At 55.9% G+C, this 15,812-nt stretch carries 15 protein-coding genes; 6 read left to right on the forward strand and 9 right to left on the reverse strand.

Annotated features, from left to right (window positions below):
- Nucleotides 1–44: 44 nt before the first annotated feature.
- The 3 genes from R0135_RS04440 to R0135_RS04450 all read right to left on the reverse strand — a co-directional run bounded on the left by R0135_RS04440 (nt 45) and on the right by R0135_RS04450 (nt 3,396).
- A complete protein-coding gene (locus R0135_RS04440; RefSeq protein ID WP_407349045.1) occupies nt 45–611 on the reverse strand; it encodes a nitroreductase in 567 nt (188 codons plus the stop codon).
- A 73-nt stretch (nt 612–684) separates the two neighbouring features.
- Nucleotides 685–1,491 (reverse strand): FkbM family methyltransferase, encoded by an 807-nt coding sequence (locus R0135_RS04445; RefSeq protein WP_407349046.1) that lies wholly within the window; start codon nt 1,489–1,491, stop codon nt 685–687.
- Between the two features lie 63 nt (nt 1,492–1,554).
- Entirely contained in the window at nt 1,555–3,396 is a 1,842-nt protein-coding gene (locus tag R0135_RS04450; protein WP_407349047.1) for a beta-ketoacyl synthase, read from the reverse strand.
- A gap of 110 nt (nt 3,397–3,506) precedes the next feature.
- Between R0135_RS04450 and R0135_RS04455 the strand changes: the two genes are divergently transcribed.
- The 3 genes from R0135_RS04455 to ribB all read left to right on the forward strand — a co-directional run bounded on the left by R0135_RS04455 (nt 3,507) and on the right by ribB (nt 6,932).
- On the forward strand, nt 3,507–4,529 hold the full coding sequence (locus R0135_RS04455; RefSeq protein WP_407349048.1) for a GlxA family transcriptional regulator: 1,023 nt from the start codon (nt 3,507–3,509) through the stop codon (nt 4,527–4,529).
- A 70-nt stretch (nt 4,530–4,599) separates the two neighbouring features.
- A complete protein-coding gene (locus R0135_RS04460; RefSeq protein ID WP_407349049.1) occupies nt 4,600–5,781 on the forward strand; it encodes a thiolase family protein in 1,182 nt (393 codons plus the stop codon).
- A 38-nt stretch (nt 5,782–5,819) separates the two neighbouring features.
- Complete coding sequence (ribB, locus tag R0135_RS04465) at nt 5,820–6,932, forward strand: 3,4-dihydroxy-2-butanone-4-phosphate synthase (protein WP_407349050.1); 1,113 nt, start codon at nt 5,820–5,822, stop codon at nt 6,930–6,932.
- A gap of 68 nt (nt 6,933–7,000) precedes the next feature.
- On the opposite strand, the gene R0135_RS04470 is transcribed toward ribB, so the two are convergent.
- Nucleotides 7,001–7,402: a hypothetical protein gene (locus tag R0135_RS04470; RefSeq protein ID WP_407349051.1), complete on the reverse strand. Its 402-nt coding sequence runs from the start codon at nt 7,400–7,402 to the stop codon at nt 7,001–7,003.
- Between the two features lie 208 nt (nt 7,403–7,610).
- The gene (locus R0135_RS04475; RefSeq protein ID WP_407349052.1) at nt 7,611–8,924 is read right to left on the reverse strand and encodes a M20/M25/M40 family metallo-hydrolase; all 1,314 of its coding nucleotides are present in this window, start codon (nt 8,922–8,924) and stop codon (nt 7,611–7,613) included.
- A 192-nt stretch (nt 8,925–9,116) separates the two neighbouring features.
- Here R0135_RS04475 and R0135_RS04480 point away from each other — a divergent pair, with 192 nt between their 5' ends.
- Nucleotides 9,117–10,025, forward strand: a complete 909-nt coding sequence (locus R0135_RS04480) for an alpha/beta fold hydrolase (RefSeq protein ID WP_407349053.1) — start codon at nt 9,117–9,119, stop codon at nt 10,023–10,025.
- A 65-nt stretch (nt 10,026–10,090) separates the two neighbouring features.
- Here R0135_RS04480 and R0135_RS04485 read toward each other — a convergent pair whose 3' ends face one another.
- The gene (locus tag R0135_RS04485) at nt 10,091–10,879 is read right to left on the reverse strand and encodes a class I SAM-dependent methyltransferase (RefSeq protein WP_407349054.1); all 789 of its coding nucleotides are present in this window, start codon (nt 10,877–10,879) and stop codon (nt 10,091–10,093) included.
- Nucleotides 10,880–10,896: 17 nt separating this feature from the next.
- On the reverse strand, nt 10,897–11,574 hold the full coding sequence (locus R0135_RS04490) for a nitroreductase (RefSeq protein ID WP_407349055.1): 678 nt from the start codon (nt 11,572–11,574) through the stop codon (nt 10,897–10,899).
- 168 nt (nt 11,575–11,742) lie between these two features.
- On the opposite strand from R0135_RS04490, the gene R0135_RS04495 reads away from it, so the two are divergent.
- Together R0135_RS04495 and purE are read left to right on the forward strand one after the other, a co-directional pair.
- The gene (locus R0135_RS04495) at nt 11,743–12,930 is read left to right on the forward strand and encodes a 5-(carboxyamino)imidazole ribonucleotide synthase (protein WP_407349056.1); all 1,188 of its coding nucleotides are present in this window, start codon (nt 11,743–11,745) and stop codon (nt 12,928–12,930) included.
- Nucleotides 12,927–13,400: a 5-(carboxyamino)imidazole ribonucleotide mutase gene (gene purE / locus R0135_RS04500; RefSeq protein WP_407349057.1), complete on the forward strand. Its 474-nt coding sequence runs from the start codon at nt 12,927–12,929 to the stop codon at nt 13,398–13,400. The genes R0135_RS04495 and purE overlap by 4 nt, the downstream gene beginning before the upstream one ends.
- Nucleotides 13,401–13,412: 12 nt before the next feature.
- Here the strand turns inward: purE and R0135_RS04505 are convergent, their stop codons facing one another.
- Together R0135_RS04505 and ilvD are read right to left on the reverse strand one after the other, a co-directional pair.
- The gene (locus R0135_RS04505; protein WP_407349058.1) at nt 13,413–14,036 is read right to left on the reverse strand and encodes a trimeric intracellular cation channel family protein; all 624 of its coding nucleotides are present in this window, start codon (nt 14,034–14,036) and stop codon (nt 13,413–13,415) included.
- A gap of 42 nt (nt 14,037–14,078) precedes the next feature.
- The gene (ilvD, locus tag R0135_RS04510) at nt 14,079–15,764 is read right to left on the reverse strand and encodes a dihydroxy-acid dehydratase (protein ID WP_407349059.1); all 1,686 of its coding nucleotides are present in this window, start codon (nt 15,762–15,764) and stop codon (nt 14,079–14,081) included.
- Between the last annotated feature and the right edge of the window lie 48 nt (nt 15,765–15,812).

Here is a 15,812-nt window from a genome sequence, read left to right on the forward strand (position 1 = left end):
AGAGCCCTGTTGCGCTGCCCCTGCAAGCAGTCAAAAGCGCGTAATCACCAGACCCGGTGAAACTCAGCGGTTTCCATAGGCGGGATCGGCTTCGCAGGGCCGTCCCGACGTCCCACATACACAAAGCCTACAAACTCTTCGTTCTCGGCTCCCCCGATGTCACGAAGAAGCTGCTCATCTTCGGCAAAAGCACCCGTGCGCCAAATCGCAGCGTAGTCCATTGCTTCTGCCGCCAAGCTCAGACTGAAAGCAGCACAGCCTGCGGACAGACGCTGCTCCCAAAATGGTACTTTCGGGTGTTCCACAAGGGAAACAATTACTGCTATGACCAGCGGCGCACGAAGAGGTGCATTGAGCGCCCGGTCCTGTGCAATCTGATCAGCATCCGGATCGCGCCTTAAAAGAGACGCCCGAAGCAGCTCACCAAATGCCACTCGTCGATCGCCCTGAATACTCACAAAGCGCCAGGGACGCAGACGCGCATGATCTGGACTGCGCAGCGCGCACAACAGCATCTGTTCAAGTTCATCTGCGCTGGGACCCGGCTCTGTGAGACGCGGGGCAGAATTACGCTGCTGTAAAAAGTTGAGGCCGTTAAGGGGCGCCGACATGCTGTGCTCTTCGCTAAATTTGGACCCGCATCATACCAGCGTGATTCGCCAGACGCAGGCTAAGAGATAGGCGTCATTCAAGCAGTTCAGTCGGGGCGATACCTGCATAGATATTCATAAATCCCCTATCGCCATCAGTAGCTTCAACGTTGTCTGCCCATAGGCACAAAGCCGCGGCATCGCTAGGCACGAGACGGTGCTCAATATGATCCACTATCCAAAGAGGAAGACCTAACTCAGCAATGAGCATAATCAGAGCTCGACCGCTGCTTTGGGCAAGACGAAGAGAATATGGTGTGAGCTCCAGCAAAATCCTCAGGCGAGGAACACTGGCCTGTAAAAGCGGTAATAAGCCCTCCATGACGGCGAATTCACTGCCCTGAGTATCGACTTTTAACAAATCAATACGGTTCGTATGAGCGCTCAATAATTTCGCACCGCCACGCACCGTTATGGCCTCTTCACGCCGGTCGCCATCACCAGCGTAAATTTGATGATCACCTCGATTGTCTTCGCTACGGTGCAGGCTCGCCTGGGCATCAAGCTTACCCAGAGCGACGGGCATAGTTTTGACGCTGTCCTGGCAGTTATTTAGAGCAAGGTTTTTCTGCAGCAGCGTCACATTATCCAACGCAGGCTCGAAGGCAAAGATTTGCGATGCCCGCCGTGGGTGCAATGCGCTAAGAATACTGAAGTATCCAAGGTTAGCCCCCACGTCGACAACGACATCTCCGGGTTCTTGCGACGCAATCCAAAGCTGCGTCTCAAAGGGCTCCCAAAGGCGTTCACTATGTAGCTTGCGCGACACAAGGTCGCTATCCGGACAGTGCGTTTGCAGCGTCAACTCACTCTGCAAACCCACTATTGGATTCAGTGTCACCCGCCACTCCCGGTTTTTATCCACGGGCCTGCACTACCGATCTAATCGCCATCAACCATAGCTTTAATCGTCAAAGGGATTGGACTGTACTAGCGACACGGGTTGACCACCAATAGAAATGCTATCTGCAGTGAAGCTGACCGCAGTGTCTCCCAAAACATTGTTATCAAATAAGTAGCGCGGAGATTCCTCCCCGGACAGCACTCGGGACTCCCGAGCTTGCTGTGCTTCTTTTACGGCCTCCGAAGACCGCTCCCATTGGGTCATACGCTCGGCCCCGTGACGCGCCCGCAACATGTCCATGGTCTGCAAAGGACTAAGGAGCGTTGCCGATGCATTGTTGCCACCAAAGCCTTTGGCATTGATCAGGGCATAGCGCTGCTGGGACAGATCCAACTCGCGATGGCTCAAGGCAAAGTCCAGATGTTGTGTGGCGACATCATCAGCCAGCTTCGTCGTGGTAGAAATGCCCGGCAGCCACCCTTCGGCCCAAATGCCTAAAGTCGTCGCGATCTGATCACCCGAGGCGGCCGCCAGGGAATGTCCCAGGTGGCTCTTGATCGCGGCGATCGGCCACTGCTCGATCCCAAAGGCGCCTGCGACACGACTAAGGATCACGGACTCAGTCACACGATTCTGCGGGGTACCGGTGCCATGGGCTTGCACCAGTCCACCTTCGCGCATGCCGCGCTCGCCTACGATAGCGCGAGCACAGGCTGTAGCGCGCGCCATGGTGAGGTAATTACCGACACCGGGGCCGGAGATAGATTTTTTGTATCCGTCTGCATTCACAAACACATCGGCCGCAGATCCCAAAATGTTTGCGCCAGTCTCCAGCGCGAGGGCATCGTCAAACAAGACGATAAACTGCGATGACTCACCAATGGTAAATCCACAGTTTTCGCCAAACGGCCTGCATGCCCTGCGGTGATCAGGCTCGGCATCATCACTCAAGCCATCCAGCTGACGCAGTCCTTTATCGGTGGCCAAGGCACCCATGGCCGCATAGCCCTCCATTACCTCGGGTGTGACGGGCGCCTCTGCAGCGCCCACAAACGCAATGCGTGCCCTGCCCGCTCGGATGTCGTGAATAGCGTGGCGCAGGTTATACAGAAACGATGCGCAGGCACCGAGCGTCGCTCCGGTGGAGCCGGCCGCACCTAGCACATAGGCGTTAACAAAGTCGGCGGGCATCTCTGCAAGCCCTAGCGGGCAGAACTTGGAGGTTACCCGGCTACCACGGTAGCGAGCCTTGAGCATGCCCCCAGTCCCGTTATCGTCTAGCTGCCCCATAGCACTGCCGGCGTAAACGCTGATCTGATCAGGCCCCAAGGTTGAGCTAAGCGCATCCCAATCCATACCAAGGTTGCCCAAGGCATCACTAGCGGCATAGACCGACATTGCCAGACCCCGGGGGTGATTTCGGGATTGATATAGCGCAGCAGGGTCAAAACCATCGGGCAATTGGCTGGCGGCTTTTACCTCGAACTCACGATGTGTGGGCAAGAGAAACTGCTGTTCTCCAATAATCTGCACCCGCAGATGATCCTCATCTTCGCCAGCGAGAAGCTTCCAGTCGTCCGGCACAGGCACGGGCAAATACTTTTTGTGCAGTTCGAAACTCACCGGCGCACCGTTACTACGGGTGGGCAGTCGTTGATTCCAGGCCACACGGGAAGGATCAAAGTGCGCGGGGCCGATGCGACGTATGAGCGTGCGATTCAGGAGTGAGGCCTCATCACTACCGGATGCGCCTGTAAGCTGTCCCAATGCGGCGAGCATCTCCTTGCGCCGCGAAGTGCTCAAAACATCCTCGACCATTCGCGCATAGGCATGGTGCATAGAACTGCGACCGGCGCTATTAACACCACCAAGACTGACAATAACCGGCAATGCTTGTCCCACAATCGTTCCTGCAATCAATGGCTTGAAATCCCAGTGTAGGCATCCGCACGGCTTATCTATATCCTATTAACGTCAATTTATTTATAAAATGCGCCATACAGGATTTACCTATGCCTACTGCTGCCCTCGTGCTCTACCCCGAGGCCCTGGCCACTAGCGTCACACTCCCTGCAGAAATTCTCCACGCTGCAGCGCAGATGTCACAGTCCCGTCGTGGCCTGGGTATAAGCGCCACGGTTCAACTGGTGGGAGTTAACGGGGAGCACTTCGTTACCCTCGACTCTGGCCTGAGTCTTGCCCTTGATGGCGATCTAAGCACACTGAAAAATTGCGATCTGCTGATCCTCCCAGCCATCTGGCGACACCCCAGACGCGTTTTACAAAACGCCAGACGCTGGCTACCCAGAATTAAAGAGCTGCACGCCCAGGGAAGTACGGTGTGCAGTGTGGGAACCGCCAGCGCGCTCCTGGCAGAAACAGGACTCCTCGATCACCGCCCTGCCACCACCCACTGGCACGATTTCGATCGCTTTGAACGGCATTATCCTGCGGTGGATCTTAAGCGCCGACACCTGATTACCCAAAGCCAAAGGCTTTATTGCGTGGGCAGCGTGAACTCTATTGGGGATTTCATGGTGCACTTTGTGGAGCAGTGGTACGGCGAGCGTATTGCCAGGGCGGTGGAAGCACAGTTTTCGCCCGAGGCACGACAGTCCTTCGAAACCGCTGCCTTTTTACAAGAGTCAAGCGGAGCACATCACGACGCCGTGATTCGCGAAGCCCAGGATCACATGCAGCTGCACCCGGGGGACGTCCACAGCCTCGCAAGTCTTGCCGCCCGTGGCGGACTATCGGTGCGCAGTTTCGGTCGGCGCTTTCACAAAGCCACGGGCGAAACACCTATGCGCTATTTACTGAACCTCCGTATCCGCGAGGCCCGGGCCCTATTGCAACACTCAGACCTGGCGCTGGCAGACGTTGCCTGGCGCTGTGGCTTTAGCTCTCCCAGTCGCTTCTCTCAGGCCTTTCGAAGCGCCACAGATTTGAGCCCTCGAGCGTTTAGAGAGGCTGTGCGCGGCAAGCGATTTGGCGCAGCTACGAGCACTACAGCCTCGCAAACCACTGAAGCATAAACTTGAGCAGCAAGAGACACTGTGGCTAAATCACGCACCCCTCTTCCACAGCCCTCCCAAGGAGTGATTAATGACTGACCAAAGCGTGATAATTGTTGACGGCGCCCGCACCCCCATGGGCGGCTTGCAAGGTGCACTCTCTACCGTTCCTGCACCAGAGCTGGCAGCGGTCGCAGCCAAGTCCACCCTTGAAAAGAGTGGCGTTGAGCCCAATGCGGTTGATGAAGTCTTTATGGGCTGCGTACTTCCGGCGGGGCTGAAGCAGTGCCCTGCACGACAGACAGCTATCGCAGCCGGCATGCCCGTCAGCACGGGGGCCGTGACCGTCAACAAAGCCTGCGGCAGCGGCATGCAAGCCACTATTTTTGGCTACGACAGTATTGTCGCCGGTACCAACAGTATTGTTCTTGCCGGTGGCATGGAAAGCATGAGCAACGCGCCCCACCTTCTCATGGGTGCACGCAGCGGTTTTCGCCTGGGATCTGCCACTGCCTTTGACCACATGATGATGGACGGACTAGAAGACGCCTATGATGGATGTTCTATGGGAACCTTTGCGCAAGCTACGGCGGACCGCGAGTCCGTCAGCCGCGAAGACATGGATGCGTTCGCCATAGAATCCCTGCGTCGCGCCAAAGCCGCAATCGACGACGGTTCTCTGGCCGCAGAAATAGCTCCGGTGACCGTCAGCAGCCGACGAGGTGACACGCTAGTCAGTGATGACGAGCAGCCGCACAAAGCTAATGTCGACCGTATACCCCAGATGCGTGCCGCCTTCACCAAAGATGGCACCATCACCGCTGCTACAGCCAGCTCCATATCAGATGGTGGCAGCGCCCTCCTCCTGATGTCAGGCAGTGAAGCTGAGGCCCGGGGCATCTCTGGAATGGCACGCATCGTTGCGCACAGTCGGCACAGTCAGGAGCCTGCCGAGTTCACCACGGCTCCCGGCGGTGCCATTAAAAAGCTGTTCGACAAAACCGGTTGGACCGCTGGCGACGTAGATCTCTTCGAAATCAACGAAGCCTTTGCCATGGTCACCATGCTGGCGATGCGCGAGCATGACCTTGATCACGCCAAAGTCAATATCCACGGCGGCGCCTGCGCCCAGGGTCATCCCATTGGCTCCACCGGCTCCCGCATTATCGTCAGCTTGATGTATGCGCTGCGTAAAACGGGCGGCAAGCGCGGCGTAGCAGCGCTATGTATTGGTGGCGGCGAGGCCACGGCAATTGCTATCGAGATGATCTAAATATTCGCACCGTCACACCATAAGCAGGACAGACAGTTATGGCTCTTAGCAGCGTTCCCGATCTCATCGAAGCCATCCGCCAAGGGGGGATGGTTATTCTCATGGATGATGAAGATCGCGAGAATGAAGGTGATCTCATTATTGCGGCCGAGGCGGTCACACCAGAAATCATCAACTTTTTTGCAACCCAGGCCTGCGGTCTGATTTGCATGCCGCTCACGGAGAAGCGCGCGCGGCAGTTACAGCTTCCGCTTATGGTGCGTGACAACCGCTCCCAGCATGAAACGAACTTCACCGTATCTATTGATGCAGCAGAGAGTCGTGGCCCCGGCATCAGTGCTATTCAACGTGCCCACACCGTCCGCGTTGCCGCTGGCGCAAACGCCAGCCCTACGGACATTTGCCAACCGGGGCACATCTTTCCTCTGGTGGCCAAAGAAGGTGGCGTGCTTCGCCGCGCTGGTCATACCGAGGCCGGCGTTGATCTGGCGCGAATGGCTGGATTCGAACCGGCCGCGCTAATCGTCGAGATCATGAACGAAGACGGAACAATGGCGCGCAGGCCGGAGCTCGAGGTCTTTGCTCAAAAGCATCAGCTACCCATGGGTACCATCGCCGACCTCATTGCCTACCGGGCCTTACATGAACAGTCCGTCGAACTTGTGGCACAGAAACCGGTACAGACAGAACACGGTGCCTTTGATCTGCACACGTTCAAAGACCTGGTGGACGACACACTCCACTATGCCCTGACAAAAGGTGAGCTGGCCCCGGATCAGGACACGCTCGTTCGAGTGCAACCTCTGGATATGCTCCGGGATGTTTTCAACACACAAATACCCGACCGCGAGGGCTGGTCATTAAGCAGAGCCATGTCGCGTATCGAGAATGAAGGCCTGGGAGCACTTATCCTTATCGGCCAGCACCGCTCCATGGAGAGTCAGATCGCGGATATCGAGGCTTTCCCCGGTACTGCAATCAATAATCCGGGAGACGGCTCAGTGGGCCTGCAAAACTACCGCATCATTGGCACTGGCGCTCAGATACTGCAGCGTCTAAACGTGGGCCGGATGCGCTTGATGTCAGCACCCATGCGATTCAACGCGCTGTCCGGTTTTAATCTGGAAGTGGTGGACTTTGTCGCGCCCTAAACCGGAGCTTTTACAACAAGCCCCTGAAACCGAACGCCAAGGCAGATACAGCGCCTGGCAATGCGGGCTTACGCGTCGTCCTTAAGGGACATGAGAAAATCGCGTTCTTCCGGCGTTAAAAAGCCTCCGTCGGGTAGCGGAAAGCGGCGCATTCGCGAAGGATCCAGGCGACGCTCGCATGCTCTTCGCTCCGCATTGCGGCGATCGCCAGTACGTCGGGGAGCCTGACGTTGGTCTTCCTTGCGACGCTCATGCTTGACAGTCACTCCATCAACGCCCCGAGCTTGATTTGACATGCTCCGACGCGAAGCCTGGCGACGATCGTCGCCCCTGCGTTCAGCACCTCGACGTTCGCTACCGCGACGGTCTGTAGAGGCACTGCGATTTAACGCATCTCGCTTCTGTATGTAGTCGAGCATATAGTCACTACACCCCGCGCGCGGAACAGCCTGAGGCTGGACGCGACTCATCTTGGGTTCTCAATAGCTTTAATTTCGAACCTGCATAGTAAGTCTGCGCATTCTAACTAAAGGAAGATGCAGCTTGCTTTAGGGTTTTTTCCTATATATCGATCACCAAGTTGAACAAGCAATTGAAGAAGCTGGCGCGAGGATCTGAGGCGCCAGTCTCTTTACGGGCTGAAAGTCACGATCGGGCCGAAACCGCTCCCACCGATTGCTAGAGTGGCTTCAATAACGGCTCAGAGACACCCGATACACCCGTCATCGCAAGCATAACCAGTAACGCGGATTGGGGGCCTTTGTAGGAATCCATAGGCGCATACCACTCATCGGGCGAATGCGCTCCGCCCGCATCACCACCGGCTGACAAGGTCACCGCAGGAATCCCAAGAGACATAGGCACATTGGAGTCAGTACTGGATATACCCAGACCTTCCAGCTTTGCCCCTACCGTGTCGTAGGCCAGCGCCGCAGCTTGCACCAAAGGACTACTTGGGGGAGTACTGCCAACCGGGCGATCACCAATCAACTTGAACTCCACCCGAATTTCTCCGTTGTTCCAACGGGCATTCTCCTCGGCAACTCCTGCCTCGGCAGCAGCTTTGGTTTTTTCCTCAAGCTTCGCCAATTCATCTTTATCGTTAGAGCGCATATCCAAAGCCAGAACGGCATGTGCAGCTATCGAATTGACGGAAGTACCCCCCATCACTGTGCCTACGGTGAAGGTGGTTTTAGGCGCTGCAGGCGTTTCGATATCGCCAATTTTTGCAATAGCTCTGCCCATGGCGTGGGTGGCACTTGCCAGCCCAAAGGCGCCAAAAGAATGGCCCCCGGGACCAATAAAGTGAAATTCAAAGCGACGACTACCCGTGCCACCGTTAGTAATGCGGCGCATTTTTACGCCGTCGATGGATACAAAACCGTCGATCCCGGGATGATCTCGAAAGATACCCTTGATGCCGCGCAAATCCCCACGGCCTTCTTCACCGACGTTACCCGCAAAAATTATGTCACCCACGGTTTCAATACCGCTGGTTTCAAGAGCATCGATAACTGATAGCAGTGCCGCCAGGCCCCGGGTGTCATCCCCAATTCCCGGCGCGTAGTAGCGTCCGTCACGCAAAGTGACCGTTGTGTCGATATCTTCTGGAAAAACCGTATCAAGGTGCGCCGCAATCAGGAATGTGGGGCCATCGCCCGTGCCCTTTCGAATCGCTATGGCGTTACCAGTTTCATCAATGTAGGCATCACTGAGACCGCGGCTTTTCATCTGCTCCAGAAAATAGGCAGCACGACGTTCTTCCTTAAAAGGTGGTGCGGGTATCTCCGTCAGACGAATAAGCTCCTCAAGATAAGCCGACTCCTGCGCTTCGATCTGCGCGAGTGCCTTCTGCACCTTGACATCTTTGCGCAATAAGGAAAATTGAGTGTCGACCGCGCTGTCGATGGCAACAATGTCCTGCTGCGCCCAGCTTCCAGCGGCGAGGAAAGACGTGATAACACTAAGGAAAACAAACCGGCAAAAACGCATACGTTGAAGCTCCTTTAATTAATAACACTCATCAAGTCTGAGTGACCGCACAATATGGACGCCAAACAGGCGTTTCTCTTGCAGCTGACAGGCATCATACGATACGTTCGCGCGCAGTGAATACGACATTCACTCAGGCCCGAGCCCTTGAGGGCTGATTCAACTATTAAAGTACATAGGTCCCCACTTCCAATGAAAGCCAGATCACCTTCGTTTTTAGCCCTGCTTTTTTCTCTTACGCTGCTGCTAGTCAGCACGGCCAGTATCGCCAGGGACAGCGCCTTTCCGCCGGTCAAGACCTCCACGGTGAACGGAACACAAATTGCCTGGACACAGATGGGCGATCCTGAGGGAACCCCTATGCTGATGATTATGGGGCTGGGAGCATCTCACAAAGTATGGGGCGAAGAATTCTCCAATGGACTGGTCGCAAAAGGGTTCAGGCTTGTTTTGTTAGACAACCGGGATGTGGGAGGCTCCCAAAAGTACGATGACTGGGGCGAGCCGGTACTGTGGTGGAATATGCTCAAAGCAAAGTTGGGCTTTGAAGTCTCCCACGCCTACACACTCTCGGATATGGGCAACGATGCCGTGGCGCTGCTTGATCTACTGCAGATAGAACGCGCCCACGTCATGGGAGCATCCATGGGTGGCATGATTGCGCAAACCATTGCGATTGAGCACCCCGAGCGCGTGATCAGCCTAATCTCCATCATGTCCAGTACTGGCGCGCCACACCTGCCTCAGGCGAGCAAAGAGTCCATCGCCGCTATTCGCAATGTCGCCGAAACGTCTGAAGACGATTTAGCTGAGATACAGGCAAAGGGTTTTTATCCCGCAGCGATACCCCGACAGCTTATGGCAATCATGTATTCCGGGGATCGAAGCGCGGCTCTAAATACATTGCAGGTACCGACGTTGGTCATTCATGGTGAGGACGACCCATTGCTGCCATTGCCCCATGGGCAACATACGGCAGAGGTCATTCCCACTGCGGAGTTTGTGTCCTTCCCCGGTATGGCGCACAACATACCCGATGACGTCAGGCCCGCCATGCTTGATGCTATCGAGGCCTATGTTTGGCCTCTCGCGGCGGATTAACAAAGCCGAAAAATTGGTTCCGAGACAGTAAAGCGCCGAGCCCCGGGAAATCGGGGCCACCCGACTTAGTCGGTCCTGCGCGCAGAAATACTAAAGACCAGGGGAACATCATTCCCCTTATGCTCCAGATAGAACCTACCCGGTTCTCGCTCCTGCAAGCCCTCAAAGCAATCGTAGGGGCTGTAGGGAAACTCGCGCAAATGCTCGATTTGAAGGCCCACGGCAATCAATGCATTGATGACGCTTGACAGTGGATAGGCCCAGGTCGCCAACGTCGCAAGGGCATCTGCTCCGTTCTCTGTGTACGTGCCCTCCTCCTCGATATCTGGATCCTGTCGCGTGAAATACGAGTAACCGGCCAGCAAGTCGTAGATCGGATGGAAATCAACAATATAGAACCTGCCACCCACCGCCAAATTAGCTGCCACAAGCTCGGCCCAGCGACGTAAATCGGGCAGCCAGCAAATGGCGCCGTAGGAAGTAAAGACGATATCGAAGGCCTCGGGACTGTTCGCCTGAAAACCATAAACATCTGAACACACAAACTGCGTATCGAGCTGCGTCTTTTCTGCGAGCTCCCGGGCTTTCGCAATCGCCACGGGTGAGATATCTACGCCGGTGCACAAGGCTCCCCTGCGAGCCCAGGACAAGGTATCCAAGCCAAAATGGCACTGCAGGTGCAATAGCCGCCTGCCCGACACTTCCCCTAACTCCGAAAGCTCAATCTCCCGAAGAGAAGTGGCTCCCGCCAGAAAACCCTCAAGATCATAAAAGCTCGAATCAAAATGCACCTTTGCCCGACGATCCCAGCCGACGCGGTTCATGGCAAAGTACTGGGCCTGCGAATCATCCACGCTCAAGTCCCCTGCTTTTACCGATGTAGCGAAATGAGCTGGCTCGCATCGGCTCTGTCAGTGACACAGCGGTTCGCGGGAGCGTCGGGATCAGCGTAGCCAAATGACAGGCCAAACATTAAGCGCTGATCACTCGGTATAGCCAACTCTTCGCGCACCGAATCCGACAAAAACGCCAATGCTGTCTGGGGGCAGCTGGCCAGACCCGCGGCCTCCAAAAGCAACATGACCGATTGCGCAAACATGCCCAGATCACAGGCCTCGCGCTCCGAAAAGCCCTCGGGAAGAAAAAAGAAACCCACATGGGGCGCGTCAAAGAATGTGAAGTTGCGCATGAACGCCGCCTGCCGAGCTTCCTTGTCTTCGCGCTCTATGCCCATAGCGCCGTAAAGCGCCTGCGCAGAGGCGTACTGCCGCTCCTTAAAAACATCGCTGTACTTTCCGTCATAGGGAAAGTCGAGCGTCATACGTCCGTTGGCAAAGTCATCGGGCAAGCGCCTGCGCAAGCGCTCCAGAGCATCACCAGACGCTACATGTAGATACCAGGGTTGTGTATTGCAGTTACTCGGCGCTCGCAGACTGGGCGCCAGGAGGTCTTGAAGTTCTTGGTCCGATAGCGACTCAGGCAAAAATGCACGGCAGGAACGACGGCTCTCAAGAATCTCGCTAAGCGGGCGCAGGGTTTCGGTGGTCATGGTATCTACCAAAGCTGTGGGGTGGGCGAGGATAGCGATTTGAACAATTCAACGCCAGCGGTCGACATATCCCACAGCAGGCCACAAACACAGTAAAATGCGCGGCTTTTCGCAACGTGGTCGCCACAGTAAATGGCAGCACGTGAAATCTATCGGCAGCGTAGGGCAATGACAGATAAGACATCAGACCTCAAAGATCCGGACAAAAACACCGTAGGTATTATTGGCGACGGTCAGCTGGGCATGCTGCTTTGCCTGGCAGCACCAGCACTCCATCTTGATACCGTGATACTCACTAATGATCGCCACTGCGCAGCTGCGATGGCGGCGTCCTCGGCCATTGAAGGCGCTATGGATGATGCGGACGCCGTCGCCTCGCTGATCAGCCGCTGCGATGTAATCACCTACGAACGTGAAGATGTTCCCGTAGCCACCATCGCGCAGCTCAGGGCCGCAGAAGCCGCTGGGCTTGTAAGCTGCTTCCCGCCCTTGAGTGCAATAGAAATCCTCCAGGACAAAGCCAAACAGAAACGCTGGCTGGCAGAGAATGATCTTGCCACCCTACCCTTTGTGATATGTGACGGCGAGCCGGCACAACTGGAACAAGCGGGCAAAACACTGGGTTTTCCCCTAGTGCAAAAAGCGCTCCGGGGCGGCTTTGACGGTCGCGGAGTGCAACTTCTTCGCGATGAGGCAAGTCTCCAAGAGTCCTGGCCGGGTACAACAATGCTTGAGCAGTTCGCCGGGGATTTTCGGGAGATTGCCGTACTGGTGGTTCGGGGCCGGGACGGCCAGACAACGCACTTTGGCCCCGTCGATATGACCTTTGAAACAGACTATTCGGTACTCGACACGGTTAGCGCCCCCGCAAAGGTGTCAGAAGAGGTAGAAACTGCAGCTGTAGAGCTCGCCTATCGGGCGGTAGAAGCCCTCGACGGCGTCGGTGTATTTGGCGTGGAAATGTTTCTTTTAGCTGGCAACAAAGTATTCATCAACGAAATAGCTCCCCGCGTGCATAACTCCGGACACTACACAATTGAGGCCTGTAAATGTTCTCAATTCGAGCAGCATCTGCGTGCCGTAGCAGGCCTGGAACTGGGTGACAGCTCGCTGCGGCAACCCGCCGCTATGCGCAACATTTTGTGCACCCCCGCACTCAAGCGCGAAAACGTTCACAGAGAGGCCGGCACCGAATGCGGCAACGATGCGGCCACGATTCACTGGTATGGCAAGAGTCCTGCGCGTCTTATGCGTAAACTAGGCCACATCACCGCGGTAGCAAACTCGACGGCGGCTGCACTATCCGTCGTCCACCAAAACTGGGAAAGGATTCAAGAGGAGGCTCTTAAGCCATGAGCGTACGCGTTGGCATCATCATGGGCAGCGACTCGGATCTTCCGGTCATGCGTGCCGCAAAAGATATTCTGGATGAACTTCAGGTGGAGAGCGAAATGGAGATTGTCTCGGCGCATCGAACGCCGGACAAACTCTACAGCTACTCTCGAGAAGCCGAAGGCCGAGGCCTGCGCGTTATTATCGCCGGCGCGGGCGGTGCTGCGCATCTTCCGGGAATGGTCGCCTCGCTTTCGGTACTTCCGGTAATTGGTGTACCTGTCGCTGCCACCAAATTGGCGGGCGAGGACAGTCTGCTATCTATCGTGCAAATGCCCGCCGGGGTACCCGTGGCCGCAGTCGCCATCGACAATGCGACCAATGCCGGCATTCTCGCGGCACAAATGCTCGCTACCTCAGATGACGCCCTTCGCGAGCGCATTCGCAGCTACAAAGACGGGTTACGAGATAAGGTATTGGCCAAGCGCATTTAAGGTATCGGAGGGTCAATTACCCAGGCGGCGATAACTGCGTAAACGCCATCCAGCCTGGATTGCGCCGGCGCGCAACACGAAGGCCGGCACCATGGCAATCAAAAGCGCGTTGCTGGGTGACAGCAATGCGCTGGACACCAGTGCAACATAGGCTCCAGCCCCCACCAGTGCAGCGGTGACATAAATCTCCACACCGAGTAACACCGACTCCCTGCCAAGCAGCGTATCGCGAATCAGTCCTCCGAAACTGGCAGACATGACACCCATAACAATGGCAACAATCCAGGGGGCATCGTATTGCATCGCTTTTGCGCAGCCGAGCACCGAGAACAAGGCGAGGCCCATGGCATCCGCCCAGAGCAACAACTTACGCCTTGCAGAAAGCATAGGCGCGATATACCACGTCAGGGCCGAAATCGTGATGCACACCCACAGGTAACGCACATCGCTGATCCAAAAGACCGGTAATTGCAGTAATAAATCTCTCAGTGTCCCACCGCCAACACCGGTGATCGTTCCAAACAATACGAAGCCTAGAATATCGAGGCGTTTCTCGGCGGCCGCCAACGCTCCGGACGCGGCAAACACGCCCACCGCCAGCAGATCGCAGTAGGCAATGATGCTTGCAAGGTTCACTGACCCAGAATCACAGCAAGCGCTGACACCAGCACAACTGCATTAGCCCTCATAAAGATCCAGCACTGCACCGTGACTCGCACTCGCCGCGTTATTTGCAAACTTTGCCAGCACACCCCGCGTGTAGCGCGGCTCTGGCTTTGTCCACAGCTTACGACGTCGTGCGATCTCTGCATCATCAACGTTGAGCTGGAGAGTCAGCGTATGCGCATCAATAGTAATAGAGTCCCCCTCCTCTACCAGTGCAATCAAACCGCCGGCATAGGCTTCTGGAGCGACGTGTCCCACAACCATGCCCCAGGTGCCACCAGAGAATCGGCCGTCGGTGATAAGTCCCACGGACTCTCCAAGGCCCTGTCCAACCAAGGCACCCGTGGGCGCCAGCATCTCTGGCATGCCCGGGCCGCCTTTGGGGCCCAGGTAGCGCAAAACGACCACATCACCGGCCACAACTTTATTCGCCAAAATAGCGTCCAGCGCTGACTGCTCATCCTCAAATACTTTCGCTGGCCCAGTGATAACCGGGTTCTTGAGGCCGGTGATCTTAGCCACAGCACCTTCCTCTGCGAGGTTACCCCGAAGAATTGCCAAGTGCCCTTTGGCATACATAGGATTATCCAAAGTTCGAATAACCGACTGATCAGCCGACGGCGTCGAAGGTACGTCGACCAGCAACTCGGCGATGGTTTTACCAGTGACCGTCATGCAGTCGCCGTGGAGCAAGCCCCCATCGAGCAGAATTTTCATGACCTGCGGAATGCCCCCTGCGCGATGTAGGTCGATCGCCAGGTATTGACCACTGGGCTTTAGATCGCAAATCACCGGCACTCTTTGACGAATACGTTCAAAGTCATCGATGCTCCAGTCAATCTGTGCAGCGTGCGCTATAGCCAAGAAGTGCAGTACGGCATTGGTGGAACCACCGGTAGCCATAATCACCGAAACTGCATTTTCCAGAGACTCCCGGGTAACAATATCTCGAGGTTTAATGTCCTGACGAATCGCCTCTACCAAGGTCAATGCACTTTGTTTGGCGGAGTCTTTAATCTCGGACTCTACATTGGCCATGGTCGAGGAGTAAGGCAGGCTCATGCCCAACGCCTCGAAGGCAGAACTCATGGTGTTGGCGGTATACATACCACCGCAGGACCCGGTGCCGGGTATTGCATTGCGCTCAATAGCCAGTAGGTCTTCGTCCTTGATACGACCAGCTGCATGCTCGCCTACCGCCTCAAAAACGCTCACAATATTTAGATCCTGACCGTTATAACGCCCTGGAAGAATCGTGCCTCCGTAGACAAAAATAGACGGGACGTTAGCCCGGAGCATACCCATCATGCCCCCGGGCATATTCTTGTCACAACCTCCGATCACCAGCACACCATCCATCCACTGACCGCCCACACAGGTCTCAATGCAGTCCGCAATGACTTCGCGAGACACCAGCGAGTACTTCATACCTTCGGTGCCCATGGACATCCCGTCCGAAATCGTCGGTGTACCAAAAATCTGTGGATTGGCGCCAGCCTCCCGAAGCCCCTCCTGGGCCGCGTCCGCCAAGGGCTGTAGACCGGCGTTACAAGGTGTGATCGTGGAATGTGAATTGGCAATTCCAACCATGGGCTTATTAAAGTCCGACGCTTCATACCCCATGCCGTAGTACATAGAGCGGTTAGGCGCACGCTGCACGCCCTCGGTGATGTTCTTTGAGCGACGATTAAGCGCCATAAATACAATCTCTGATATTGGGGAACCGGGGGCTGCGATTTTAGGTGA

The sequence above is a fragment of the Congregibacter variabilis genome (assembly GCF_045689235.1).
GTDB lineage: Bacteria > Pseudomonadota > Gammaproteobacteria > Pseudomonadales > Halieaceae > Congregibacter > Congregibacter variabilis.

Coding starts and splice junctions, on each gene's coding strand:
- R0135_RS04480 (WP_407349053.1), top strand. CDS start 9,117: ATGAAAGCCAGATCACCTTCGTTTTTAGCCCTGCTTTTTTCTCTTACG.
- purE (WP_407349057.1), top strand. CDS start 12,927: ATGAGCGTACGCGTTGGCATCATCATGGGCAGCGACTCGGATCTTCCG.
- R0135_RS04495 (WP_407349056.1), top strand. CDS start 11,743: ATGACAGATAAGACATCAGACCTCAAAGATCCGGACAAAAACACCGTA.
- R0135_RS04460 (WP_407349049.1), top strand. CDS start 4,600: ATGACTGACCAAAGCGTGATAATTGTTGACGGCGCCCGCACCCCCATG.
- R0135_RS04475 (WP_407349052.1), bottom strand. CDS start 8,924: ATGCGTTTTTGCCGGTTTGTTTTCCTTAGTGTTATCACGTCTTTCCTC.
- R0135_RS04470 (WP_407349051.1), bottom strand. CDS start 7,402: ATGAGTCGCGTCCAGCCTCAGGCTGTTCCGCGCGCGGGGTGTAGTGAC.
- ribB (WP_407349050.1), top strand. CDS start 5,820: ATGGCTCTTAGCAGCGTTCCCGATCTCATCGAAGCCATCCGCCAAGGG.
- ilvD (WP_407349059.1), bottom strand. CDS start 15,764: ATGGCGCTTAATCGTCGCTCAAAGAACATCACCGAGGGCGTGCAGCGT.
- R0135_RS04440 (WP_407349045.1), bottom strand. CDS start 611: ATGTCGGCGCCCCTTAACGGCCTCAACTTTTTACAGCAGCGTAATTCT.
- R0135_RS04490 (WP_407349055.1), bottom strand. CDS start 11,574: ATGACCACCGAAACCCTGCGCCCGCTTAGCGAGATTCTTGAGAGCCGT.
- R0135_RS04455 (WP_407349048.1), top strand. CDS start 3,507: ATGCCTACTGCTGCCCTCGTGCTCTACCCCGAGGCCCTGGCCACTAGC.